Here is a 24,404-nt window from a genome sequence, read left to right on the forward strand (position 1 = left end):
AGGGAGGTTGTACACTATTGTACAGCCTCTTTTTTAAATAACGTTAAGCTGATGTTTGGAGATTTCCATTACTTGATGAAGTATGGTAAGGGGAGGTATGCGTATTGGAGCATACCCTTACTACAAAAATAAGCTTAAAATTGTAATATTACAGATTTTTAAATAATACTTATAGTTTATTAGCCGAAATAAAGGAGAAATTTATGGTACAAGTAATTACAGCAAAAAATGGCGTGCGCATTGTTACAGAGCAAATGCCGCATGTCCGATCTTTATCGGTCGGCATTTGGGTCAACGCGGGCTCACGCTACGAAACAAAAGAAGAAAATGGGATTACCCATTTCATCGAGCATATGCTTTTCAAAGGAACGAAAAACCGTACAGCCCGTCAAATCGCGGAAGAGTTCGACCGCATCGGCGGAGAGATTAATGCCTTCACATCGAAGGAACATACATGTTATTACGCGAAAGTGCTGGACCATCATGGGGAACTGGCTATCGATATTCTGGCAGATATGTTCTTTAACTCGCTGTTTACGCAGGAAGATATCGAAAAAGAACGCCAAGTTGTTCTTGAAGAAATCTACATGAGCGAAGACGATCCGGCAGATGATGTCCATGAAAAATTATGGGGCGTCATGTTCCCAGATGATGCGCTAGGCCGTCCGATTTTAGGGACACCGGAAACATTGGCGACATTTGATGAAGAGATGATCCGTACGTATATGGCGAAACATTACGGCCCTCAAAATGTTGTCATCTCAATTGCCGGTAATATTGAAGAGAGTTTACTGGAAAAAGTGGAAGCATTATTCGGAAACTATGAAGCAAGTGCGAAATCGATTGTTTCCAAACCATCCTATCCGGTATTTACACCAGGTGAAATTGAAAAATTGCGTGATACGGAACAGGCGCATATTGCGATTTCTTTCCCTGCAATTGCGGTAAAAGATCCGAAAATGTACAGCTTTATTGCGTTGAATAATATAATCGGCGGCAATATGAGCTCTCGCCTGTTCCAGGAAGTGCGAGAAGATCGCGGGTTGGCGTATTCTGTATTCAGCTACCAGTCGAGCTATGAGGATGTAGGGACATTTACGATTTACGCGTCGGCATCAAAACAAAACCTCGATTCATTAAAGCAGCAGATCGATCAGACGTTATTTGACCTCGTTGCAGGAGGGGTAACGGAAACCGAGCTTGAAAATGCGAAGGAGCAGTTAAAAGGCGGCTTCGTTTTAGGGCTTGAAGGTACGGAAGACTTTATGAACCGTAACGGGGTCAATGAACTCATTCACCAAAATCACCGTTCAGTCGATGAAGTATTGGCAAAAATCGATGCCATTTCGATGGAAACGATCGATGAGTTAATTACACAAATTTTATTATCCGAACCGGCAATTGCGATTATCGGACCGGAAAACGAATAACGCAAAAGGACAGCGCGGGCTAGTAGTTAGCATGCGCTGTCCTTTTAAAATTCGGCAGCTTTAAATTTTGTGATGGCTGTTTTAAAGTAGCGGTAATAAACAATCAATCCTAAAACTGGAACAATCGGTGCCCCTATGAGCTCAATGTCCATCATACTAAATATAAGCATGATCAGTAAATGAACAAAGGTAAAGATAAAAAAATAACCGATAATTGTCCCAATTGATATGCTTTTCGTACCCTTTGTCGGATTGCTTAAATAGTTTTTCAGCATCGAGCCGATAGAAGCAATTCCAGCAGCAAAGACAATTGAAATTAATGAAAGTTCAATGCCTCCCATTTGATTATTTAAATATAAATAAGTTTGATAAATCCCGATTGGAACCGTGATGATCAGCATAAGCAGCAAACTGAAAATAAATAAACTTTTCACAAAAGTCTTTGGGTCAATCGGCATGACACGGAATCGGTTTATAAAATGGTTTTCAAGTAAATAGCTAACACCTAATGCGGGCGACAAAGCTAAAAAATAGAGTGTCAAAAAACCTAAATTAACTTCTTTAATGATCGCCCACTGAATTCCGATCATGATTAAAAAGAATAAAAAAACAGTGATGAATAACTTTCTTGATAAATAAAAATGCATTTTAAGCATTGCAATCATGGGACGTCCCTCCAGTATTCACGAAAGTAAGTAATGCTTGCTGCGATGATGAGAAGTATCAGTAAACTCATAAATAAACTGAAACTCTGAAAAGTAGATAAGCTTCCTAAAAATACAAGTAGTTGAGATAATCCTAATGGAATAAGAAATATAGAGAAGTTTATCATTTGCCCAAACTTGCTGCGACGAAACAGCAGGAAAAAAGCGATAATAAAAAAGCTGATGGCGAAGCTTACTAATAGCTGTCTGACGGAAGGCAAAACAAGCTGCTTTTCCAGTAATGTTTGAATAGCGGTCGTTGCTACGATTGTATAAAGGATATAATATAGTGTGTAACGACCTAAAAAAGAGAGATCCACAATGAAAAATGTCTTTCTGGAAATCGGAAATAAACTTGTCATGACGAGCTGGTTCTCACGTTGATCCAAATAGACGGCACAAAGCGCTGTAATACTGATGGACAGTATTAAGTATGCAGCCATTTCGGCACCTTCAAATAATAAAGGAAGAGCAAAAAAAGATGCTACAAGTGGTGTAAACAAAAGCCAGGAAGCCAACCCCTGTTCGTAATAATGAAGAAGCACTTTTTTCATTATTTTCGCCCCTTTACGAAAAACAACATCAAATCATCAATCGTCGGTTTTTGCAATTCAATCACTGGATTCACAAATTCACGCAAGACTAAGTACTCGATTCCAAATACATAATCCCGTTGGCCGATAATCGAATGGTTCGGTATCACTTTCGCTTCTTCATACGTTCCTTTCCAAATCCCGTAACCGTACAGCAGGTCATCTTTATTTTCACTGAACAAAATTTCGCCTTCATGGATAAATGTAATCGTATCCGCAATTTTTTCTAGATCCGTTGTTATATGCGAAGAAAAGAGAATGGCATGATCTTCCTGTTCCATAAAGTGTTGAAGCATACTTAGCACTTCATCGCGCACAATCGGGTCAAGCCCGCTCGTTGGTTCATCAAGCAGCAAAAGCTTCGGCCGGTGTCCTAGTGCCAGTGAAAGAGCGAGCTTCATTTTCGTTCCTTTTGACATCGTTTTAATCTTGTCATACTTCGGTACATCCAGCTGCTCCAGCAACCCGTCAAAATAAGGACGGTCCCAAGTAGGATACACATTCCCGTACAGGACATCGAGCTCCTTTGGTGTAAAGCTTTCCGGTACATGCAGTTCATCAAACACGACCCCGATTTGCGCCTTTAGCTCCACCTCATGTTCGATATGATCTTTTCCGAATAAAAGAATGTCGCCGTCAATCTTTTTCAGCAAATTTAACATCAGTTTGATCGTCGTTGATTTCCCGGCACCGTTTTGCCCGATAAAGCCTGCAATGGTCCCGCTCTCAACAGTGAACGAAATATTATTTAAACGAAATTTTTTGAATTGCTTCGTAACATTTTTTACTTCAATTGCATTCATCATCATTCCTCCAATAGTAAGTCGAGTAAGTCATGCAGTTCCTCTTTTGGCACATTTGCCGTTTTGGCAATGGATACCGCCTTTGTGAAATGAACTTCAATTTGTCGGATCAGCTCTTCACGCAGGAAATCCTGATTGCGCTCTGATACATAGCTCCCTTTCCCGGCAATCGTGACGATAAAGCCGTCCCGTTCCAAATCGGCATACGCCCTCTTCGTTGTCATCACACTGATTTTCAATTCTTTCGCCAACGCCCTAATAGAAGGTAGAGAATCACCGGTTAATAGTGTGCCTGTCAAAATGGCCTGTTTTAGCTGATCGGTAATTTGTTCATAAATAGGCTTTTCGCTACTATTGCTCAATTTGATTATCAATCGTTTCACCTCACATGTTCAAACTGTGTATATACAGTATATACAGATATGGCATATTATGTCTACTGAAAAATTAAGCAATTTCAGAGGGATTTTTTAATTAGGTTAATTACTACCATTATTTTTTCGAACGAGTGCTGTGTGAGCCGCTTCCTGTGAGTAGGTCCTTCAAACTTAAATGATGAACCATTTCACTTCTGCCAAAGTTAATGCATATAGTAATGTAGGCTCTTACAAGAGGAGGGATGCAATGCTTTTATCGGAGCTCGCTGAAAAAGAACTGATCGAAATGGAAAACGGTGTTCGATATGGATTTTTAGCCGAGACGGAATGTATTTTTGATGCCAAAACAGGGAAGATTGTCGGATTTGAAATGCCGGCACAAATGGTGAAAATGCCCTTCCAAAAGAAAAAGGCAGGTATGGTAAAATACATTCCCTGGAGTGAAATTATTTTAATTGGGGAAGACCGGGTATTATTTCAAAAAACAACATCGACATTAAAGCATGCCTATGATGACTGAACGCTGGCTTGTGATCGGGACAGATGAGCGGATGAAGTTTTTGGCGAAGCAATTATCGACAAATGATCGCACGGTGTATTACAAAAACACGACTGTTTGGGATGAAGCGCTGAACAAAGTGGCGTTGGAGCTGCACCCGACAGAAATTGTGTTGCCGATCCACCCTTTAACGATTCAAGTGGAGGAGCTTCTAGGCATTCGACAGGCACAGTTTTTTGCGGGGAAATTGACAGATCAGTGGAAAGAAATACTTGAAAACAAGTGCTTGCATTATTATTTGGAAGATGAAACATTCATCTGGAAAAATGCCGCACTTACTGCAGAGGGCTTTTTAGCGCACCTGTATAAAGAAAAAGTAAATGTGCAGTATAAAACAATTATGATTACAGGGTTTGGACGTGTAGCAAAAATGCTTGCCCTGTTTTTAACACGTCTCAATGCAAAGGTCATCATCGCCGTTCGTTCGGAAACGCAAAAAGCCGAGGCCCTTGCATATGGCTATACTGGTATTGAATTAAATGAGAAAAATGATATGGAAGCGGATTTTCTGATTAATACGATTCCGACAAAATGGCTGACAAAGGATTTTGAATCATGGATGGTCCGTCCGATTTATGATGTCGCATCAAGCCCGGGATGTTTGAACGATATCAAATTATCTCAATATGAGCTGCTACCTGCATTACCTGGGAAATACTTTCCGCAAGCTGCAGCAAACTTGTTATACGAAACGATACTAGATTTACGAAAGGAGGAAGCAAATGCTTGAGGGAAAACGCATTGGTTTAGGAATTACCGCATCACATTGTACGTATGAAGATGTCATACCGAAAATTACCCAATTTCGTGAAGCCGGTGCAACCGTTGTACCGATTATAACGCCTTCTGTATTACACGCTGCTACACGATTTGGAACGGGTGAAGAATGGATTGCGAAAATCGAAGAATTCTCTGGGGAAAAGGTTGTCAGTTCCATTGCGGAAGCGGAGCCATTTGGGCCGAGTAATCCGTTAGACTGTATGGTAATCGCGCCGATGACAGGGAATTCCATCAGTAAATTTGCGAATGCCGCAACAGACAGTGCCGTACTGATGGCAGCAAAAGCAACACTCCGAAATGGTTCACCTGTAGTACTTGGTATTTCAACGAATGATGCGCTTGGGTTAAACGGGATGAATTTAATGAAATTAATGAATGCGAAAAACATTTTCTTCATTCCATTCGGTCAGGACGATCCAATTAAAAAACCGACGTCGCTTATAGCGGATTTCACAAAAATGCTCGATACTGTAGCATATACGCTCGCTCATAAAAAACAGATTCAACCGATATTTATACAATATTTTAAATAATCAAATTATCTCGCACAATTCTAATAATATATGATACAATATCCAACATTATATACATACCGATAATTTTAGGAGAGATGAGACATGACAAAGAAATTGAATGTTGCCGTAGTTGGGGCAACAGGAGCTGTTGGTTCAAAAATGATGGAGAAGCTGATTGAGCGCAAATTTCCAATTGCATCTATCAAGTTTTTAGCTTCTGCTCGTTCAGCGGGAAAACAAATTGAATTTAATGGTGAAAACTATACGATAGAAGAAGCGAAACCGGAAAGCTTTGAAGGGATCGATCTAGCATTATTTTCAGCAGGCGGGGCTGTATCAGAAGTATTGGCACCTGAAGCAGCAAAGCGTGGAGCGATTGTGATTGATAACACAAGCCATTTCCGTATGGATCCAGAGGTACCGCTTGTTGTACCGGAAGTAAATCGCCATGCATTAAAAACGATTCCAAAAGGGATTATCGCAAATCCAAACTGTTCGACAATTCAAATGGTTGCAGCATTACAGCCAATCCGTGAAAAGTTCGGTCTAACAAAAGTTGTCGTATCGACATATCAAGCGGTATCCGGTTCTGGTGTGGCAGCAATTGAAGAGCTGCGTGAGCAAAGTGCACAGTGGGATGCAGGTAAAAACGTTGAAGCGAAAGTTTTGCCGGTAAAATCAGATAAAAAACATTATCCAATCGCACGTAACGTCATTCCGCAAATCGATAAATTTACGGACAATGGCTTTACATATGAAGAAATGAAAATGATCAATGAAACGAAAAAAATTATGGAAGCACCTGAGCTGAAAGTCGCTGCAACATGTGTACGTGTTCCGGTTGTTTCCGGCCACTCAGAATCGGTTTATATCGAACTTGAGCAAGAAGCAACAGTACAGCAAATTTTTGACGCATTAACGGATGCACCGGGAATTGTTCTGCAAGATGACATTCGCGAACAGCTTTACCCGATGCCAATTTTTGCGGAAAATGAAGAACCGACATATGTTGGACGTATTCGCCAAGATTTAGACAACAAAAAAGGATTCCACTTATGGATTGTGTCAGATAATTTATTAAAAGGGGCTGCACTCAACTCAATTCAAATTGCAGAAGCTATGCTAGAGGATCACTTACTATAAGGGGAGGATTATTAGTTATGGATTTCGGACGTATTGGTACAGCGATGATTACACCGTTTAAAAAAGACGGTACGATTAATTATCCTGAGTTAGAACGTATCATTAATCATTTAATTGAAAATGGTACAGATTCAATTATTGCTTGTGGAACAACTTCGGAAAACCCGACAATGTCAACTGAGGAAAAAATCGAGGTCGTGCGCTTTACAGTTGAAAAAGTGGCAGGACGCATCCCTGTTATCGCAGGTACAGGTGATAACGAAACAGCTTACTCGATTATGATGACTCATAAAGCAGAGGAAAATGGGGCAAACGGAATCATGCTCGTAACTCCATATTATAATAAGCCAAACCAGCGCGGCATGTATGCCCACTTTAAAACAATCGCAAAAGAAACGAAACTTCCTGTCATGCTATATAATGTCCCTGGTCGTACAGGTGCCAACATTTTAGCGGAAACAACGATTGCGATCAGCAAAGACGTACCGAATATTACATGCATTAAAGAAGCAAGCGGTAACCTGGATCAGATGGGCGACATCATTGAAAATGTCGATTCGGATTTCCATGTGTACTCAGGTGATGACGGGTTAACATTGCCACTTCTTGCAATCGGCGGTCGCGGTATTATTTCTGTCGCTTCACATGTTGTAGGAAAAGATATGCAGCAAATGGTTCGCGCATTTGAAGAAGGCCGTCATCAGGAGGCTGCAAAAATTCACCGTGCATTACTGCCGCTCGTTCGTGCGCTGTTTGCACAACCAAATCCATCACCAATTAAATATGCGATGACAAAACTAGGCTTTGATACGCTTGATGTACGGATGCCAATGATGGAAATGCTACCGGAAGAAAAGGCAGCATTTGATGAAATTTGGGATACGTATCAGGAAAAAGCAAAAGGTTTCCGCGCATTACAAGTAAACTAACACATACACAGTCACTCCTTCCGATGAGAAGCGGGTGACTGTTTTTTTTATTTTAGCGAAATGAGGATTATAGAGGATGAACTGAGAATTATTCATAACTAACTGAGGATAATGCGTCAATGCTTGAGGAATATCCGTCACCAGCTGAGGATTACACAGTTTAAACTGAGGATTAAAATTTCGGCGCCAAGTAAAACGGCTGCGATTTTAATTTGCCCGGCATAACGTAAAAAAAGAAAATCACTTTTTTATTTGTACTAACGTCATTCTCACCGTATAATGAACTTTAAGTGGTTGCTGTTCGGAACAATTTAGGAGGAAATAAAGTGACAAAATCAAAAAATGAACTAATCCGTGTCATTCCATTAGGTGGAGTTGGCGAAATCGGAAAATCAATGTATGTAATAGAAATCGATGAAGAGCTTTTCGTAGTAGACAGTGGGCTCATGTTCCCAGAAGACGAAATGCTTGGAATTGATATCGTCATTCCAGATATCACGTATTTAGAGGAAAATAAAGATCGCGTAAAAGGTATTTTCCTGACACATGGACATGAAGATGCAATTGGATCGATTGCGTATGTATTAAAGAAAATTAAAGCACCGGTATACGGTTCGAAGTTAACGATTGCATTGGCGAAGGAGCATTTAAAAGAATTGCCTGCACCTTACCAAGTGAAATTCTTTGAAGTATCGAGCAATAGTCGCATGAACTTCAATTCTACTTATGTGACATTCTTCCATACAACACATAGTATTCCAGATTCATTAGGTATCGTGTTCCATACTTCGGAAGGCGCTATCGTTCACACGGGTGAATTTAAATTTGACCAGTCGGCAACAGGCAAGTTCAAGCCGGATTTGGCAAAGATGGCGATGCTCGGTGAAGAAGGCGTATTCATGCTTTTATCAGAATCAATGGAAGCAGAACGTCCAGGCTATACAACAAGTGAAGCAGTTATTGCAGAAGAATTGCAAAAAACGTTCCATTCGGCACCAGGTCGAATTATCGTAGCATTATATGCATCAAACTTTATTCGTATTCAGCAAGTGTTTAGACAAGCTGCCGCATCGCACCGTAAAGTCGCGGTAGTCGGAAAATCGTTAGAAAAAATGGTCGATATCGGTGTGAACCTAGGCTACTTGGAAATCGATGAATCAACACTTGTACCAGTAAACGAAATTCATAAATATCATGATGACGAAATTATTATTATGGCAACGGGTAACAAAGGTGAACCACTTGATGCACTAGATAAAATTGTGCGTAAACACCACCGTGACATTAAAATCAGAAATACAGATACAGTCCTGATCACATTTACACCATCACCAAGCATGGAAGTGCAAATGTATAACACGATGAACCAATTGGCAAAAGCGGGCGCACATGTCATGACTTCGAATAAGAAAGTCCATGTTTCCGGTCACGGCAGCGCGGAAGATTTAAAACTGATGCTGAACTTTATGAAGCCGAAATACTTTATCCCGGTTCAAGGGGAGTACCGCATGTTAATTGCGCACTCGAAACTTGCACAACAAGTAGGTCTGCAAAAATCGCAAATCTTCATCGCAGATAAAGGCGATATTGTTGAATACAAAAACGGCAAAGTGCGTATGACAGGTCGTGTACAGGCAGGGAATGTACTGATTGACGGAATCGGTGTAGGCGATGTAGGGAATATCGTACTGCGCGACCGTAAACTGCTTTCTCAAGATGGTATCTTCATTGTTGTTGTGACATTAAACCGTGCACAGAAGAAAATTGCTTCAGGTCCCGAAATTTTATCGCGCGGATTCGTTTACGTTCGTGAATCAGAACAGTTAATGGAAGAAGCATCTGAAATCGCACGCGAAGTGATCGAGAAATATGTCGGCAAAGAAACGTTCGAATGGACAAACATTAAGCAAGAAATTCGCGACACACTAAATCAATATTTATTCCAAAAAACAAAACGTCGTCCAATGATTATTCCGATCATTATGGAGTACTAATTTAAATATTAAAAAAACCACATCAACTATTAAAATAGATGATTGGAATGAAGGGGAGGCGAGTGTAGCTGACGGCTAGCGCCTTTCGCTACAAGCGAGCTTCCAGCGGGAACAGCAAAATTTATTTTGCGACGAAAGCGAAGCGACAGGAGCACGGATGCCTGAGCATAAGGAACAAAAGCTAAGAACGCCACATCCTGTGGCAACGCTTTTGTGACCAACATCGTGTTGGCCTCGTGCCCGCGGAAAGCGTCCGACCCGTAATGGAAATCATCCTTGTCTCATGAGGATGCGCTATATCTAATAATCAAAAAGGGTTTTCTTACATTAAGCGTGAGAAAGCCCTTTTTCTAACTAAATTTCCGGAGTCGAGATGTTCTTTATAGAGTTGAAATTCGCGAGAGCTGGATAAAGACAGTAAAACCTGAAGATTACGTGAAAAAAACTGATTTTTCGGTACATAGCGGTAAAACTATTTTAATTCAGCACAAACTAAGTTATCGCTTACGCTTAAATAACACATCAACATAATTCGGAAGCCTATATTGCAACTTTGGCGTCTAACAATATGGAACAATTTTTAAGTAGGTGAACAACGATTGGATAAAAAGAAAAGTAGTAAGTCAAAAGCAAAAGCAAAGCCGACGCTAAAGCCAAAAACAAAAGAAGAGATGCATCCGCTCGCATATGAAATTATCGGATTGCTGCTCATCGCATTAGCCATTATCGAATTTTTGGAGTTCGGACTTGTTGGACGAATGCTCCATTCAATTGCCATGTTTTTCTTCGGCAATTTACATTTTATCATTCCGTTATTATGCTTTTTAATCGCAGGGATGTTAATGGTTAAACGCCGTGGTGTCGCATTCAATACCCGTGTCGTATACGGTGTGCTGTTTGTCGGGGCAAGCTTGACAATTTTCAGTCATAGTTTGTTATTCGAACAAATGCATGCAACAAATACATTGTTGTCCAATTCCGTATTAAAGGAAACTTGGAGAATTCTCATCAGTACGGACGGAATCGTAAACCGCAGCAATGCGCTCGGCGGGGGGATGATCGGCGGGTTATTATTCAGCCTGTTCCACGTTTTATTTGATGCTTCGGGAGCTAAAATTGCCGCATTTGTATTATTGGCAATCGGGATTATTTTAATTACCGGAAAAGCGCTCGTGCCAATATTAGTGGAGAAAGCCCCGAAACTTAAGGGAAAGTTCAAAAGGACGAAACGCAGCACAAGAAGTAAGCCGCAACCTGAAACGAAAGAGAAGCAGCGTCGTTCTAAAACCGAACCGATTATAGAAGAGGAAGCGGCTGATTTGGAAGACCTGATTATTACAACGGCAACGCCAGCACCACATCATGAACCGATCATTTCAAATTTTGTGGAGCAGGTAAAACAGGAAAAGCAAAAGGGTAGCGAAATTGAGGTAGAAGAAAAAATAAGTGAGCCGATCATGGCTGTAACTTCCGAACCGGACCAAACTTACATTTTACCGTCCATGCAGCAACTGAACCCACCACCAGAACATGATCAAAGCGGTGAATATTCGGTCATTCAAATGAATGCAAAAAAACTGGAACAAACGTTTTTAAGCTTCGGTGTAAAAGCGAAAGTGACACAGGTTCATTTAGGTCCTGCAGTTACAAAATATGAAGTCATGCCGGACACTGGTGTAAAAGTAAGTAAAATTGTCAGCCTTCAAGATGATTTGGCACTTGCCCTAGCAGCAAAAGATATTCGTATTGAAGCTCCGATTCCAGGTAAGTCGGCTGTCGGGATTGAAGTACCGAACAGTGAAGTAGCTGTCGTAACATTACGTGAAGTGCTTGAAGCAAATGAGCAGGTGAAAGTCGGGGCCAAATTGCTGGTAAGTTTGGGACGCGATGTAACAGGTCAGGCGATTGCGGCAGAACTTAACAAAATGCCCCATTTATTGGTCGCAGGTTCAACCGGCAGCGGTAAAAGTGTATGTATCAATGGCATTATTGTGTCACTATTAATGCGCGCAAAACCAAGTGAAGTGAAAATGATGATGATCGATCCGAAAATGGTGGAGCTAAGTGTATATAATGGTATTCCGCATTTATTGGCACCGGTTGTAACAGATCCGCGTAAAGCGGCACAGGCTTTACAAAAAGTTGTGTCGGAAATGGAACGACGCTACGATCTATTTTCACATTCCGGTACAAGGAATATTGAAGGATATAACGAATATATCGATATAAGCAATGAAGAGGCAATGGAGAAACAGCCGAAGCTTCCCTACATTGTCGTAATTGTCGACGAGCTGGCGGACTTAATGATGGTTGCGTCAAGTGAAGTGGAGGATGCGATTACACGGCTTGCCCAAATGGCGCGTGCAGCAGGGATTCACCTCATTATCGCGACACAAAGACCGTCTGTTGATGTTATTACCGGCATCATCAAAGCAAATATTCCTTCCCGTATTGCATTTGCCGTGTCATCTGCAGTCGATTCCCGCACCATTTTGGATATGGGTGGGGCAGAGCGACTACTTGGCCGCGGCGATATGCTGTATTTACCGGCAGGAGCATCCAAACCAGTCCGTGTGCAAGGTGCATTTGTAAGTGATCATGAAGTAGAACGAATTATTAATAGTGTCATTGAACAGCAAAAAGCACAATATGAGGAGGCGATGATTCCGACAGATGAACCGATTGTTGATGTGATGGATGAAACGGATGACTTGTATGACGATGCAGTACAGCTCGTAATGGAAATGCAAACAGCTTCCGTATCTTTACTGCAGCGCCGATTTAGAATCGGGTATTCACGTGCAGCCCGAATTGTCGATCAAATGGAGCAACGCGGTGTCGTCGGACCACCTGAAGGCAGTAAACCGCGCCAAGTTCTAGGGAACCGATTTAACTAGAAAACCTTGACATTATCGGACTTTTCGGAATATATTCTTTTCTATAAGTTTTGAAATAAATTCGCTAATTTTTCACATTAACGTAACACATTTAAAGAAATATGTTTTCTTTTTTCGTTTAAAGTGTTATATTATTCACGAATTAGTAGGAATGTTGTACATCAGATGTCTGATCTCTATGTTATGGTGGTGATACTAATTGACAATTAAAGCAGATCATCGTCATTTATACTTACAAGTTATTGATCGTTTGAAGTCAGATATAGATAAAGGGACCTATCGTGAGAACGAAAAATTACCCTCAGAATTCGAACTTTCAAAGACATTAGGTGTAAGTCGTGCAACGCTTCGTGAAGCACTGCGACTGTTGGAAGAAGAAAACATTATTGTCCGTCGTCATGGTGTTGGTACATTCGTCAATCCAAAGCCGGTCTTTACGTCAGGTATTGAACATTTATCGAGTGTATCATCTATGATTGAAAACGCTGGTATGAATCCAGGCACAATCTTCATCAGTGCGAAGGAAGAAAAAGCCACGGAAGATGATGTCGAACGTTTCCAAGCTGACATTGATGACAATGTTATCACGATTGAACGTGTAAGAACGGCAGACAATGAACCGGTCGTCTACTGTGTGGACAAAGTACCGGCAAATTTACTGCCAAAAGAATTTATAAGTAATCAAAACGTTTCTATTTTCTCGGCTTTAGAGCAAACCGGATCCATCCGTGTCGCATATGCAGTGACATATATCGATCCTGTAGGCTTCCACGATGAAGTATCACCGATATTGAAATGTGGGCCGGAAACAGCATTGCTTGTATTAAAGCAACTTCACTATGATGAAAATGATCGTGTTGTTCTTTATTCAAAAAATTATTTCAGAGCTGACAAATTCAGCTTCCATGTAGTACGTAAACGGGTGTAGAACAATAATTTCTATTATTTAATTCCTGCTAATATCAATTACCTTTGAGGGGGACTCATTAATGAAAAAGCGTAAATTTGGTTTATTAATTTCTTCTGTAGTAGCAACTGGTGCAATTTTGGCAGCATGCGGAACTGACGATGAGGGCACTGATTCAAAAGACACTTCTAAAAACGATTCTACTTCTGGTTCTGAAACAAGCACAGACGCTGGTTCTGGCGATTTCTCAATCGCAATGGTAACAGACGTTGGTGGTGTAGACGACAAATCATTCAACCAATCAGCTTGGGAAGGTGTTCAACAGTTCGGTGCTGACAACGGCCTTTCTAAAGGTGAAGGTGGTTTCGACTACTTACAATCTCAATCAGATGCTGACTACAACACAAACTTAAACAACTTATTACGTCGTGACTTCGATTTAGTATTCGGTGTTGGTTTCATGATGGGTGATGCAATTGAAGAAATCGCTAATGACAATCCAGATGCACAGTTGGCATTAATCGATGCTGAAGTTGAAGCTGACAACGTAGCAAACATCCTGTTCAAAGAACAAGAAGGTGCTTTCTTAGCTGGTGTTGTTGCTGCTTCAATGTCTGAATCAGGCAAAATCGGTTTCGTAGGCGGCGTTGATATTCCAGTAATTAACCGCTTCCACGCTGGTTTCATCGAAGGTGCTAAAGCTGTTAACCCGGATATCGAAATTCAAGTAAACTACACAGGTGTGTTCGATGATGCATCTAAAGGTAAAATTGCTGCGAACTCAATGTACTCTTCTGGCGTAGACATTATTTTCCACGCTGCTGGTGGTACTGGTAACGGTGTATTCTCAGAAGCAAAAGAGCGTAAAGCAAAAGACAAAGATGCTAACGTATGGGTAATCGGTGTTGACGCTGACCAATATGCAGAAGGTCAAGTGGATGACTCTACAAACATCACTTTAACTTCTATGTTAAAAGGTGTTAACAACGCAGTAGTGGATATCGCTACAAAAGCGAAAAACGGTGAGTTCCCAGGCGGTGAAACAACTGTTTACGGTTTAGCTGAAGACGGTGTTGGCTTAGCAGATTCTCGTGGTGCAATTCCTCAAGAAGTATTAGATAAAGTAGAAGAATATAAAGAGAAGATTGCTTCTGGCGAAATTAAAGTTTCAGAAGAAAAACCGAAAGATAAATAATAATTCTTAATGGTAATCATCATAGGGGAATTATTCCCTATGATGATTTTCTAATGTGAACGCGCGTTTTAAAAATTCAGTAAATTTAGTATTGATAGAAATGTAAGCGTTATATTTTCATAGAATGGTAAGAAAAAGACCTGTTTAGTGTTGAATTCGTCTGAAAATTGATAGATGAAAGATTTTACCAAAAATCTTTCATGTGTTAATTTTATAAAAATAATTTTAAAAGATAAATAGCCTAAGGGAGTGAGTCTATTGGAATACGTGATTGAAATGCTAGGAATCCGTAAAGAGTTCGGTAATTTCGTAGCAAACAACAATATCACCCTCCAGTTAAAAAAAGGCGAAATTCATGCACTACTAGGAGAAAACGGTGCAGGTAAATCGACTTTAATGAATGTACTTTTCGGTCTATATCAACCAGAAGCCGGAGAAATTAAAGTACGCGGAGAATCAGTAAAAATTACAGATCCAAACAAAGCAAATGATTTAGGAATCGGAATGGTCCACCAGCACTTTATGCTTGTGGAGAACTTTACGGTTACGGAAAATATCATTTTAGGTAGTGAACCTACGAAACTAGGAGCCATCAACATTAAAGATGCCGCAAAAGACATCGCTGCATTATCGAAGAAATACAATCTGGATGTGGATCCATATGCGAAAATTGAAGATATTTCTGTCGGAATGCAACAACGTGTAGAAATTTTGAAAACGTTATACCGTGGTGCGGAAATCCTTATTTTTGACGAGCCCACTGCATCATTAACACCGCAAGAGATTACGGAATTAATGGCGATTTTAAAACTTCTGATCAAAGAAGGCAAATCGATCATTATCATTACGCATAAGCTAAAAGAAATTATGGAAGTATCTGACCGTGTAACGATTATCCGTAAAGGTGAAGGGGTTGGAACAGTCGTAACGAACGAAACAAACCCGGATCAGCTTGCGGAATTAATGGTAGGCCGACAAGTAGAATTCAAAACAGAAAAAGGGGAAGCAAACCCTACTGAAGAAATCTTCAAAATCGAAAATCTTGTTGTAACGGATTACCGGGATGTCGAAAAAGTAAAAGGTTTGAATTTATCGATTCGTCGTGGTGAGATCGTTGGTATTGCAGGGATTGACGGAAATGGTCAATCAGAATTAATCGAAGCAATTACAGGGCTTCGTAAAATTAAGAGCGGTAAAGTTACTTTAGGCGGCAAAGATATTACAGGTTTAAAACCGCGTGAAATTACGGAAACAGGGGTAGGACATATTCCTCAGGACCGTCACAAACACGGGCTTGTCCTGGATTTCCCTATTGGGCACAATATCGCACTACAAACTTACTATAAATCGCCAATTTCAAAAGGCACAATTATGGATTATAAGAAAATTAACGAAAAAGCACGTAAAATTATTGAAGAGTATGATGTTCGTACAGGTCAAGGCGAAATGACGCCTGCACGTGCACTTTCAGGCGGTAACCAGCAAAAAGCAATTATCGGCCGTGAAGTTGACCGTGATCCGGATCTGCTGATTGCAGCACTTCCTACTCGTGGATTGGACGTTGGGGCAATTGAATTTATCCACTCTCGTTTAATCGAGCAACGTGATAAAGGAAAAGCCGTATTATTAATTTCGTTTGAATTAGATGAAGTAATGAATGTTTCTGACCGCATTGCCGTTATTTATGACGGAACAATCGTCGATACGGTTTATCCGAAAGAAACATCTGAACAAGAGCTGGGCTTATTAATGGCCGGTGAAAAACGTAAAGCAAAGGCAGTTAAGGAGGGGAACGAATAATGTCAAATCGAGTTGTGAATCTGCTCGTTCCACTCATCTCGGTAGTTTTAGGATTACTCGTTGGCGGAATCATCATGGTTGTCAGCGGCTATGATGCAATCGATGGGTATACTGCCCTATGGAATGGTATTTTCGGAGATTCTTATTCTATCGGTAATACAATTCGCCAAATTACACCGTATATTTTAGCAGGTCTTGCGGTAGCATTCGCCTTCCGTACTGGATTATTCAACATCGGTGTTGAAGGTCAGCTATTAATGGGCTGGCTTGCAGCGGCATATGTCGGATATGCAATTGAAGGATTACCACGTATTATCCACTTGCCATTAGCATTACTAGCGGCTGCGGCAGCTGGTGCATTCTGGGCATTTATCGTCGGTTTCCTGAAAGCAAAACTTCAAGTACACGAAGTAATTGCGTCGATCATGTTAAACTACACAGCATTATATTTAACAAATGCTGCAATTAAATCATTATCAGACGGCGGTTTCAAAACGCCGACAGTATTAGAGTCCGCTACATTACGTAATCAGTGGTTACGTGACATTACAGATAATTCAAGTCTTCACTTAGGGATTATCGTTGCGCTGATCATGGTTGTTGTCATGTGGTTCATTTTAGAAAAAACAACGCGCGGTTATGAGTTGAAAGCAGTAGGTTTCAATAAAAACGCTGCTGAATATGCTGGTATGAACGTAAACCGCAATATCATTTTAGCGATGACAATTTCCGGTGTATTCGCCGGTCTTGGCGGTGCGATGGAAGCATTGGGAACATACCAGAACGCATCGATTAAAGCAGCTGCTTCAGGTATCGGATTCGACGGGATTGCCGTAGCATTACTTGGTGCAAACAATCCAATCGGTGTATTCTTCGGGGCTTCATTATTCGGTTCCCTGAAATACGGTTCTTTAAACATGCCGAACGAAGCTGGAATTCCGGAAGAAATCGTATCGATCATTATCGCAGTAATTATTTTATTCGTAGCATCAGGCTATATTTTACGTGTTGGTTTACAGAAATTCGGAAAGAAAAAGGAGGGCAAGTAACATGAGCTTTTTAGAAGTGTTATACTTTATCGTCCCTTCTGCCCTTTTATACGCAACACCGCTTATTTTAACAGGTATCGGGGCTCTATTCTCGGAGCGTGCAGGGGTAATCGGTCTTGGTGTTGAAGGGTTAATGATTGTCGGTGCATTTACAGGTATTTATATAAACCTTGAATACTATGCTGATTTTGGGAAAAACGTCATTTGGCTGGCTTTATTGGCAGCGTTGTTGGCAGGGGCAATTTTCTCGTTGATTATTGCCGTTGCAGCCGTAACATTCCGTGCAGACCAAACTGTTACAGGTGTTGCCCTGAACATGCTTGCTGCAGCGATTACAGTATTCTTGGTAAAATTAATTTACGGTAAAGGTCAAACAGACATGGTTTCAGCGCCATTACAACGTTTTGAAATACCGTATTTATCCGATATACCGTTTTTAGGACCGCTTTTGTTCCAAAATGTATACTCTACAACAATTATCGCATTGGTTGTTGCGGTAGGAGCATGGTTTGTTCTTTACAAAATGCCATTCGGTTTACGTATTCGATCAGTAGGAGAACATCCAATGGCAGCGGATACGATGGGGATTAACGTAGCAAAAATGCGTTATATCGGCGTTATGATTTCCGGTGCATTAGCAGGTGTTGGTGGTGCTTCATTGGCTATGACATCATCTGGTGATTTCTCTGGCTCTACAGTAGCAGGACAAGGTTTCATCGCCATTGCCGCAATGATCTTCGGTAAATGGCATCCACTTGGTACCCTAGGTGCTGCACTGTTCTTCGGATTAGCACAAACATTAAGTATCGGTGGCGGGAACATCCCATACATTCAGGATATCCCACCAGTCATCCTGCAAGTCCTGCCGTACGTCCTGACAATCCTGGCATTAGCAGGCTTCGTAGGAAAAGCAGTAGCACCAAAAGCATCAGGCGTTCCATACATCAAAGGAAAACGCTAATTATAGAACCGTCTGTACAAAGTGGATTTGTACAGGCGGTTTTTTTATGTTGAATAAGTGTGGGCACTGAATTTAATAGCCAAATTGCTGGAGAAAGTAGAACTGATTGAAGAGAAAGTGGAAAGTTCTGCGGCTGAAGTGGAAACTTTTCATGTAAAAGTAGAACGGATTTCTAGAAACTAGAAAAACCGAATTTTATTAGCCCAGTTGCTGTAGAAAGTAGAATGTTTTGAATAGAAAGTAGAAGGTTCTGCGATTAAAGTGGAAACTATTTCTGCAAAAGTAGGACAGTTCGCCTGAAAAGTAGAAAGCTGAAATTTATTAGCCAAGTCACGTGGGAAAGTAGAAGGTAATGAAGAAATAGTAGAAAGGCCTGCGACTAAAGTGGAAGCTATTTATAGAAAAGTAGAACGGCGCACTCGAAAAGAAGAAAGCCAGGGTTTTATTAGCTAAGTTGCATAAGAAAGTGGAACATCCTAAAAAGAAAGTAGAATTTTTTACAGCGAAAGTGAAAGCTATTCATATAAAGTGGAAATACCCCCTCTGGAAAATAGAAAACGCGAATTTAATTAGCCAAGTTGAATGGAAACGCGAACTTATTGAAGAGAAAGGCAATAAAATTCAACAAACCTTTACCCAAATTAAACAAGAAGCCCTGACCACATACCAAACCTGAGTTGTGCGGAGTGGAGGGGGCCGACTCCTAGGGGATTAAGCGTGCGCGGAAAATCCACTTGATGTATCCCGCCGTAGAGGCAAACATCAAGTTAGTTGGAGCCACGCCCCCAGGAATAAAGGAACGAATGCTAAGAGCGTCACATCGTGTGACAACGCATTCGTGACCAACATCGTGTTGGCCTCCCGGAACGCAGCACAACGGACTCCATTAAGAAACGCAGAAAGTGTCTAGAAATTTTATTATAAAAAGAAATATTTTTAATTTTTTACCGTTCATACTTTTTATTCATAAATGTCACGAATTAGGGAACACTTAGTACGGATAATAACTTTGCACAAATCAAGGCAACACATGTATAGTAGAGAAGAAGCATTTATATTTATATTCACGAGGTAGTCAGGAGGAGTTTTTTTGTTTTTAACAACCGAAATTGCGAAAGGTGTTTCGCTTCATATACGACAAACCGCCCAATTCAAAACGGTGAACTTTTCGATCAAATGGAGAGCACCATTAAATGAAGAAACAGCGGCACAGCGTACAGTATTATCGAATGTCCTGCAGCACAGCAACGAAAAATTTCCAACATCGGCAAGTTACCGCAGCTATTTAGATGACCTTTTTGGCACAGTATTGTATTTTGACACAGCAAAGCGCGGTCAGGAGCATACTGTACTATTAAATGTCGAAACAGTAAACGACCAGTATTTATCACATGGCAATGTATTAAATGAAGTAATCGATCTGATCCATGAAGCAATCTTCAAACCGAACTTCGAAAACGGCGTATTTAAAGAATCAATTGTCAACCGCGAAAAAGAGATGGTCATCCAACGTATCCAATCCATTTTTGATGACAAGTCACGCTATGCACAAAAACGTTTAACAGAAATTATCCGTCCAAACAGCGCAGCATCATTTTCTGCAAACGGAAATATCGAAGCTGTAAAAGCAATTACACCACAATCATTAACAAAAACATATGAAGATATGCTAGCAAATGATGTCATTGATATTTACGTTGTCGGCGATATTAATATCGAAGAAATGACGCAGCAGCTAAAAGCAGCATTCCCGTTTGCTGACCGCGATGCACATCAGACAACAAAAGAAGATACAACTCCTGCAAACATTGAACCGTACACAAAAGAAACGCAGGAAATGAAACAAGGGAAACTGCATATCGGCTACTCGACACCTGTACGATTTGGCGATAAAGATTTCCCAATCATGCAAATTTTCAACGGTATCTTTGGCGGATATGCCCATTCAAAATTATTTATGAATGTCCGTGAAAAAGAAAGTTTAGCTTATTATGCATCAAGTTCTTACGCTTCTCAATACGGATTATTGTTTGTCGTGTCAGGTATTGAGCCGGCAAATGAAGAAAAGGCACGCCAACTAATTGCTGAACAGTTAAAAGTGATGCAAAACGGAGAAATTACCGATTTAGAATTGGCGCAAACGAAGGCGATGCTTATTAACCAGTTAAAAGAAGCATTGGATTCACCTCGTGGCCAAATCGAAATTTTTGATCAATACAAAGCATTAGACGAACCGTTTAATTTGGATACGTGGACTGCACGCTGGCAAGCTGTGTCAAAAGAAGATGTGCAAAAAGTGGCACAGGATATTAAATTAGAAGCAACGTATTTCTTATGCGGTAAGGGGGAGTAATCCATGGAAACAATTGAATTCCAGCAACTAGATGAAACATTATATTACAAGCAGCTAAACAATGGATTAGACGTATACATTTTGCCGAAAAAAGGCTTTTCAAAAACATTTGTGACATTCACAACAAAATATGGTTCGATTGACCGTACATTCGTACCGATTGGAGAAACAGAACCGGTTACTGTTCCGGACGGGATTGCCCACTTTTTAGAGCATAAAATGTTCGAAAAAGAAGACGGGGATGTATTCCAAAAGTTCAGTGAAGTCGGTGCGCAGGCGAATGCGTTTACATCATTTACCCGCACAGCATATCTGTTCTCAGCAACAGACCATATTTATAAAAGTACAGAAACATTATTGAATTTCGTTCAGGAGCCGTACTTCACAGAAGAAACGGTGAATAAAGAAAAAGGCATTATCGGACAGGAAATTACGATGTACGATGACCAGCCGGATTGGCGTTTATATTTTGGCGCGATCGAAAACATGTATCATAACCACCCGGTGAAAATTGATATTGCCGGCACGATCGAGTCAATTGACGGAATTACGGCCGAGCATTTATATACGTGCTACAACACGTTTTACCATCCATCAAATATGCTGTTGTTCGTAATCGGTGCTGTAGATCCTGTTGAAATGATGGCATTTATTGAAGACAACCAAAACAAAAAGACGTTCCAGAAGCCGACAGATTTAAAACGTTTGTTTGATGAAGAACCAACAAATGTGGCAGAAAAAGAGCGCGTGCTTCATATGGATGTCCAAAAACCTAAAGTGTATGTTGGTTTAAAGGCGAAGCAGGTTGATTTAAGCGGCGAAGAAATGCTGAAGCATGAGCTTGCTGTTCAGATCGGCGTTGAATGTTTATTCGGCCGCGCTTCATCGTTCTATACAGATGTATATGAAAACGGCTTAATTGACGAATCATACGGCTATGATTTCTCATTGGAAAATGGCTACGGTTTTGCACTGATCGGCTCTGATTCGGAGCAGCCGGAGCAGCTTGCCAAATTGATTAAAGAGAAGCTTGCACAATCAGAACAGGAGAACTTATTCACTTCTGAAGATGTAGAACGTATTAAACGCAAAAAAATCGGTTTCTTCCTGCGCGCATTGAATTCGATTGAATTTATCGCCAACCAGTTTACACGTTATAAATTTAACGACATGAACTTATTTGATGTGGTACCGGTGCTGGAGACGATTACAGTCGAAGATATCGTCAATGCATTTAAGACGATTCAAGGTGAAGAGCAACAAACGGTGTTTACAATCATGCCGGTTAGCGGGCGCGATCAAAAATGAAGAAGTTTGCATTAGTTTGCGGTGCATCCGGTGCGATTGGGCAAGCGATTTGCCAGCAGTTAGCACAGGATGGCTGGTCACTCTATCTGCATTATCACACAGGGCATACTGTCATTGACAGTATGCTTCAAACGTTTACCGAAAACTTTCCGAATCAGGAGTTTATACCAGTAAAAGCAGATTTCAGCAGTGACACCGGGGCGGAACAAATTGCCGCCCAAATTTATTCTTTACAGGCGATCGTTTATGCGAACGGCCATGCATATTATGATTTGCTGGAAAACACACCAGCCGCGGAAATGACCAAACTTTGGCACGTCCATGTACAAAATCCGATGCGAACAACCGCACTGCTCGCGGGCAAATTACGAGCGAACAAAGTCAGCTATGTGCTTGTCATCGGTTCAATCTGGGGTGATGTCGGAGCAGCGGGCGAAGTAGCCTACTCAGCTGTAAAAGGCGCTCAGCACAGTTTCGTAAAAGCATACTCGCAGGAAGCGGCGTTTAGCGGCATTCGTGTTAATGCAATTGCACCTGGAATTATTAATACGAAGATGAACGCAAAGTTTGATGCCGAGGAGCGCGAAATAATCGAAAGTCAAATTCCTTTACAATCTTTTGGGGAAGCACTCGATATCGCGAATATGGCGGCTTTTTATTTAAGCGGACGTGCGGATTATGTGACAGGGCAAATAATTCGAGTTAATGGCGGTTGGTACATATAATTTCCTGATATCCGCACATACTAATTGTGCGAGAGGAGGGAAAGCAAATGGGACTTTTACAAAACTGGGAACAATGGACAAGCTTCTTAGGTAAACAAGTATCTGATGCAAAAGAAAGCGGCATGCCTAATAAAATGATTGAGAAGGCCGCAGTTCAGATTGGTGAATATCTTGCGAAAAACGTTGACCCACAAAACGAGCAAGAGCGTGTGTTATCAGACTTATGGTCTGTTGCCGAAAAGGACGAAAAGCAAGCAATTGCAAGCTGTATTATGAAGCTCGTTCAAAATAAGCCACAACACTAATCGGCTATACGAAAAAATGTCACTCACTGCATAAGTGAGCGGCATTTTTTTCGGTTTACATATTTGCATGATTTACTAATCGAACCAATCTCCAACTATAAATGCATGATTGTCCAACATTGTTACTTCCAGAACGGGTTTTTTTAAAAATTATTTCAAGAAAACTAACAAAAACGTGGCTTTCTAACTTTTCAATAGGTAGAAAATCCGCTATGATGGAACTTGTAAGAAATAAATACGTTTCTATTATGAGGGGACAGATACAAAATGGGCGAATGGTATTTTGAATATGAAATTCAAGTGAATCGACCAGGTTTATTAGGAGATATTGCATCGCTGTTAGGAATGCTTCGCGTTAATATTGTCTCGATTAACGGTGTGGATGAGGAGCATCGTGGAATGCTGTTATCTACAGAAAACGAAGAATCTATCCAGCGTTTTATTTCAATCGTCTCAACAATGGAAAATATTAATGTAACAAGATTTCGTGAGCCAAAGCTGCGTGATCGGTTGGCTGTTCGGCATGGGCATTATATACCGAAAGATGCGGATGAAAAAAATACATTCCGGTTCGTACGTGACGAATTAGGAATTTTAGTTGATTTTATGGCCGAATTATTTAAAAAGGAAGGGCATAAATTAATTGGGATCCGTGGAATGCCGCGTGTAGGAAAGACAGAGTCAATCGTTGCCGCAAGTGTGTGCGCGAATAAAAAATGGATTTTCATTTCTTCTACTATGATTAAACAAACCGTCCGGAATACGTTAATGGGCGATGAGTTTAATGGGAATAATATTTTTATAATGGACGGTGCCGTCACACGTCGCTCGACGGATGAACGCCACCAGCAGTTAGTTCGGGAAATCATGGGTATGCCGACGATTAAAGTCATTGAGCATCCAGATCTGTTCGTACAGCATTCATCATATAAAATAGAAGATTTTGACTATATTATCGAATTGCGCCATGAGCCGGATGAAGAAATAACATATGAAATTATTGAAAAGAATAATATGTTATCAAGTACAGACCATTTTGGCGGATTTGATTTTTAGTAAATATGAGGGTACATAGTA

Annotated in this window: 23 protein-coding genes; 19 read left to right on the forward strand and 4 right to left on the reverse strand. The window is 40.7% G+C overall.

The window, feature by feature from the left end; translation table 11 throughout:
* The first annotated feature begins 203 nt into the window (after positions 1-203).
* A complete protein-coding gene (locus MHH37_RS05340; protein ID WP_342575315.1) occupies positions 204-1,430 on the forward strand; it encodes a pitrilysin family protein in 1,227 nt (408 codons plus the stop codon).
* A gap of 44 nt (positions 1,431-1,474) precedes the next feature.
* On the opposite strand, the gene MHH37_RS05345 is transcribed toward MHH37_RS05340, so the two are convergent.
* From MHH37_RS05345 to MHH37_RS05360, 4 genes are read right to left on the reverse strand one after another with little or no spacing between them, the layout of a single operon-like run.
* Positions 1,475-2,095: a hypothetical protein gene (locus MHH37_RS05345; RefSeq protein WP_342575316.1), complete on the reverse strand. Its 621-nt coding sequence runs from the start codon at positions 2,093-2,095 to the stop codon at positions 1,475-1,477.
* Positions 2,092-2,688: an ATPase gene (locus MHH37_RS05350; RefSeq protein ID WP_342575317.1), complete on the reverse strand. Its 597-nt coding sequence runs from the start codon at positions 2,686-2,688 to the stop codon at positions 2,092-2,094. The genes MHH37_RS05345 and MHH37_RS05350 overlap by 4 nt, the downstream gene beginning before the upstream one ends.
* Complete coding sequence (locus tag MHH37_RS05355) at positions 2,688-3,530, reverse strand: ABC transporter ATP-binding protein (RefSeq protein ID WP_340798036.1); 843 nt, start codon at positions 3,528-3,530, stop codon at positions 2,688-2,690. The genes MHH37_RS05350 and MHH37_RS05355 overlap by 1 nt, the downstream gene beginning before the upstream one ends.
* Positions 3,531-3,532: 2 nt before the next feature.
* Positions 3,533-3,904: a GntR family transcriptional regulator gene (locus MHH37_RS05360; protein WP_342575318.1), complete on the reverse strand. Its 372-nt coding sequence runs from the start codon at positions 3,902-3,904 to the stop codon at positions 3,533-3,535.
* 250 nt (positions 3,905-4,154) lie between these two features.
* Here MHH37_RS05360 and MHH37_RS05365 point away from each other — a divergent pair, with 250 nt between their 5' ends.
* From MHH37_RS05365 to MHH37_RS05450, 18 genes are all read left to right on the forward strand, one after another.
* Positions 4,155-4,427, forward strand: coding sequence for a YlmC/YmxH family sporulation protein (locus MHH37_RS05365; protein ID WP_008403221.1), 273 nt, complete (start codon positions 4,155-4,157; stop codon positions 4,425-4,427).
* Positions 4,420-5,196 (forward strand): NAD(P)-dependent oxidoreductase, encoded by a 777-nt coding sequence (locus MHH37_RS05370; protein WP_014824458.1) that lies wholly within the window; start codon positions 4,420-4,422, stop codon positions 5,194-5,196. The genes MHH37_RS05365 and MHH37_RS05370 overlap by 8 nt, the downstream gene beginning before the upstream one ends.
* Positions 5,189-5,779: a dipicolinate synthase subunit B gene (locus MHH37_RS05375; protein ID WP_008403219.1), complete on the forward strand. Its 591-nt coding sequence runs from the start codon at positions 5,189-5,191 to the stop codon at positions 5,777-5,779. Before MHH37_RS05370 ends, MHH37_RS05375 begins: the two co-directional genes overlap by 8 nt.
* Positions 5,780-5,863: 84 nt before the next feature.
* Positions 5,864-6,904: an aspartate-semialdehyde dehydrogenase gene (locus tag MHH37_RS05380; RefSeq protein ID WP_008403218.1), complete on the forward strand. Its 1,041-nt coding sequence runs from the start codon at positions 5,864-5,866 to the stop codon at positions 6,902-6,904.
* A 17-nt stretch (positions 6,905-6,921) separates the two neighbouring features.
* Positions 6,922-7,833, forward strand: a complete 912-nt coding sequence (gene dapA, locus MHH37_RS05385) for a 4-hydroxy-tetrahydrodipicolinate synthase (protein ID WP_008403217.1) — start codon at positions 6,922-6,924, stop codon at positions 7,831-7,833.
* Positions 7,834-8,159: 326 nt separating this feature from the next.
* On the forward strand, positions 8,160-9,827 hold the full coding sequence (locus MHH37_RS05390; protein WP_008403216.1) for a ribonuclease J: 1,668 nt from the start codon (positions 8,160-8,162) through the stop codon (positions 9,825-9,827).
* A 599-nt stretch (positions 9,828-10,426) separates the two neighbouring features.
* Positions 10,427-12,724 carry a DNA translocase FtsK gene (locus MHH37_RS05395; protein ID WP_342575320.1) on the forward strand — a complete coding sequence of 766 codons (2,298 nt, stop codon included), beginning with the start codon at positions 10,427-10,429 and terminating at the stop codon, positions 12,722-12,724.
* A 199-nt stretch (positions 12,725-12,923) separates the two neighbouring features.
* A complete protein-coding gene (locus tag MHH37_RS05400; protein WP_014824455.1) occupies positions 12,924-13,652 on the forward strand; it encodes a GntR family transcriptional regulator in 729 nt (242 codons plus the stop codon).
* A 61-nt stretch (positions 13,653-13,713) separates the two neighbouring features.
* The gene (locus tag MHH37_RS05405) at positions 13,714-14,826 is read left to right on the forward strand and encodes a BMP family protein (RefSeq protein WP_008403211.1); all 1,113 of its coding nucleotides are present in this window, start codon (positions 13,714-13,716) and stop codon (positions 14,824-14,826) included.
* 258 nt (positions 14,827-15,084) lie between these two features.
* Entirely contained in the window at positions 15,085-16,626 is a 1,542-nt protein-coding gene (locus MHH37_RS05410) for an ABC transporter ATP-binding protein (protein WP_014824454.1), read from the forward strand.
* On the forward strand, positions 16,626-17,675 hold the full coding sequence (locus MHH37_RS05415; protein ID WP_008403209.1) for an ABC transporter permease: 1,050 nt from the start codon (positions 16,626-16,628) through the stop codon (positions 17,673-17,675). Before MHH37_RS05410 ends, MHH37_RS05415 begins: the two co-directional genes overlap by 1 nt.
* Before the next feature lies 1 nt (position 17,676).
* The gene (locus MHH37_RS05420; protein WP_008403208.1) at positions 17,677-18,636 is read left to right on the forward strand and encodes an ABC transporter permease; all 960 of its coding nucleotides are present in this window, start codon (positions 17,677-17,679) and stop codon (positions 18,634-18,636) included.
* A 466-nt stretch (positions 18,637-19,102) separates the two neighbouring features.
* Positions 19,103-19,312 (forward strand): hypothetical protein, encoded by a 210-nt coding sequence (locus MHH37_RS05425; RefSeq protein ID WP_342575322.1) that lies wholly within the window; start codon positions 19,103-19,105, stop codon positions 19,310-19,312.
* A 414-nt stretch (positions 19,313-19,726) separates the two neighbouring features.
* Complete coding sequence (locus MHH37_RS05430) at positions 19,727-20,989, forward strand: pitrilysin family protein (protein WP_342575323.1); 1,263 nt, start codon at positions 19,727-19,729, stop codon at positions 20,987-20,989.
* Between the two features lie 3 nt (positions 20,990-20,992).
* Positions 20,993-22,297 carry a pitrilysin family protein gene (locus tag MHH37_RS05435; protein WP_008403203.1) on the forward strand — a complete coding sequence of 435 codons (1,305 nt, stop codon included), beginning with the start codon at positions 20,993-20,995 and terminating at the stop codon, positions 22,295-22,297.
* Positions 22,294-23,022, forward strand: a complete 729-nt coding sequence (locus tag MHH37_RS05440) for an SDR family oxidoreductase (RefSeq protein ID WP_008403202.1) — start codon at positions 22,294-22,296, stop codon at positions 23,020-23,022. Before MHH37_RS05435 ends, MHH37_RS05440 begins: the two co-directional genes overlap by 4 nt.
* A 47-nt stretch (positions 23,023-23,069) precedes the next feature.
* The gene (locus MHH37_RS05445) at positions 23,070-23,327 is read left to right on the forward strand and encodes a DUF3243 domain-containing protein (RefSeq protein WP_008403201.1); all 258 of its coding nucleotides are present in this window, start codon (positions 23,070-23,072) and stop codon (positions 23,325-23,327) included.
* Positions 23,328-23,594: 267 nt separating this feature from the next.
* Positions 23,595-24,383: a DUF3388 domain-containing protein gene (locus MHH37_RS05450; RefSeq protein ID WP_008403200.1), complete on the forward strand. Its 789-nt coding sequence runs from the start codon at positions 23,595-23,597 to the stop codon at positions 24,381-24,383.
* The last annotated feature ends 21 nt before the right edge of the window (positions 24,384-24,404 follow it).

The organism is Solibacillus sp. FSL K6-1781 (assembly GCF_038630735.1).
Classification (GTDB): Bacteria; Bacillota; Bacilli; order Bacillales_A; family Planococcaceae; genus Solibacillus; species Solibacillus silvestris.

Excerpts from the sequence above, each read along its gene's own strand:
- MHH37_RS05340 (WP_342575315.1), top strand. The coding sequence starts at position 204 with ATGGTACAAGTAATTACAGCAAAAAATGGCGTGCGCATTGTTACAGAG.
- MHH37_RS05345 (WP_342575316.1), bottom strand. The coding sequence starts at position 2,095 with ATGATTGCAATGCTTAAAATGCATTTTTATTTATCAAGAAAGTTATTC.
- MHH37_RS05350 (WP_342575317.1), bottom strand. The coding sequence starts at position 2,688 with ATGAAAAAAGTGCTTCTTCATTATTACGAACAGGGGTTGGCTTCCTGG.
- MHH37_RS05355 (WP_340798036.1), bottom strand. The coding sequence starts at position 3,530 with ATGAATGCAATTGAAGTAAAAAATGTTACGAAGCAATTCAAAAAATTT.
- MHH37_RS05365 (WP_008403221.1), top strand. The coding sequence starts at position 4,155 with ATGCTTTTATCGGAGCTCGCTGAAAAAGAACTGATCGAAATGGAAAAC.
- MHH37_RS05370 (WP_014824458.1), top strand. The coding sequence starts at position 4,420 with ATGACTGAACGCTGGCTTGTGATCGGGACAGATGAGCGGATGAAGTTT.
- MHH37_RS05375 (WP_008403219.1), top strand. The coding sequence starts at position 5,189 with ATGCTTGAGGGAAAACGCATTGGTTTAGGAATTACCGCATCACATTGT.
- MHH37_RS05380 (WP_008403218.1), top strand. The coding sequence starts at position 5,864 with ATGACAAAGAAATTGAATGTTGCCGTAGTTGGGGCAACAGGAGCTGTT.
- dapA (WP_008403217.1), top strand. The coding sequence starts at position 6,922 with ATGGATTTCGGACGTATTGGTACAGCGATGATTACACCGTTTAAAAAA.
- MHH37_RS05405 (WP_008403211.1), top strand. The coding sequence starts at position 13,714 with ATGAAAAAGCGTAAATTTGGTTTATTAATTTCTTCTGTAGTAGCAACT.
- MHH37_RS05415 (WP_008403209.1), top strand. The coding sequence starts at position 16,626 with ATGTCAAATCGAGTTGTGAATCTGCTCGTTCCACTCATCTCGGTAGTT.
- MHH37_RS05420 (WP_008403208.1), top strand. The coding sequence starts at position 17,677 with ATGAGCTTTTTAGAAGTGTTATACTTTATCGTCCCTTCTGCCCTTTTA.
- MHH37_RS05435 (WP_008403203.1), top strand. The coding sequence starts at position 20,993 with ATGGAAACAATTGAATTCCAGCAACTAGATGAAACATTATATTACAAG.
- MHH37_RS05440 (WP_008403202.1), top strand. The coding sequence starts at position 22,294 with ATGAAGAAGTTTGCATTAGTTTGCGGTGCATCCGGTGCGATTGGGCAA.
- MHH37_RS05445 (WP_008403201.1), top strand. The coding sequence starts at position 23,070 with ATGGGACTTTTACAAAACTGGGAACAATGGACAAGCTTCTTAGGTAAA.
- MHH37_RS05450 (WP_008403200.1), top strand. The coding sequence starts at position 23,595 with ATGGGCGAATGGTATTTTGAATATGAAATTCAAGTGAATCGACCAGGT.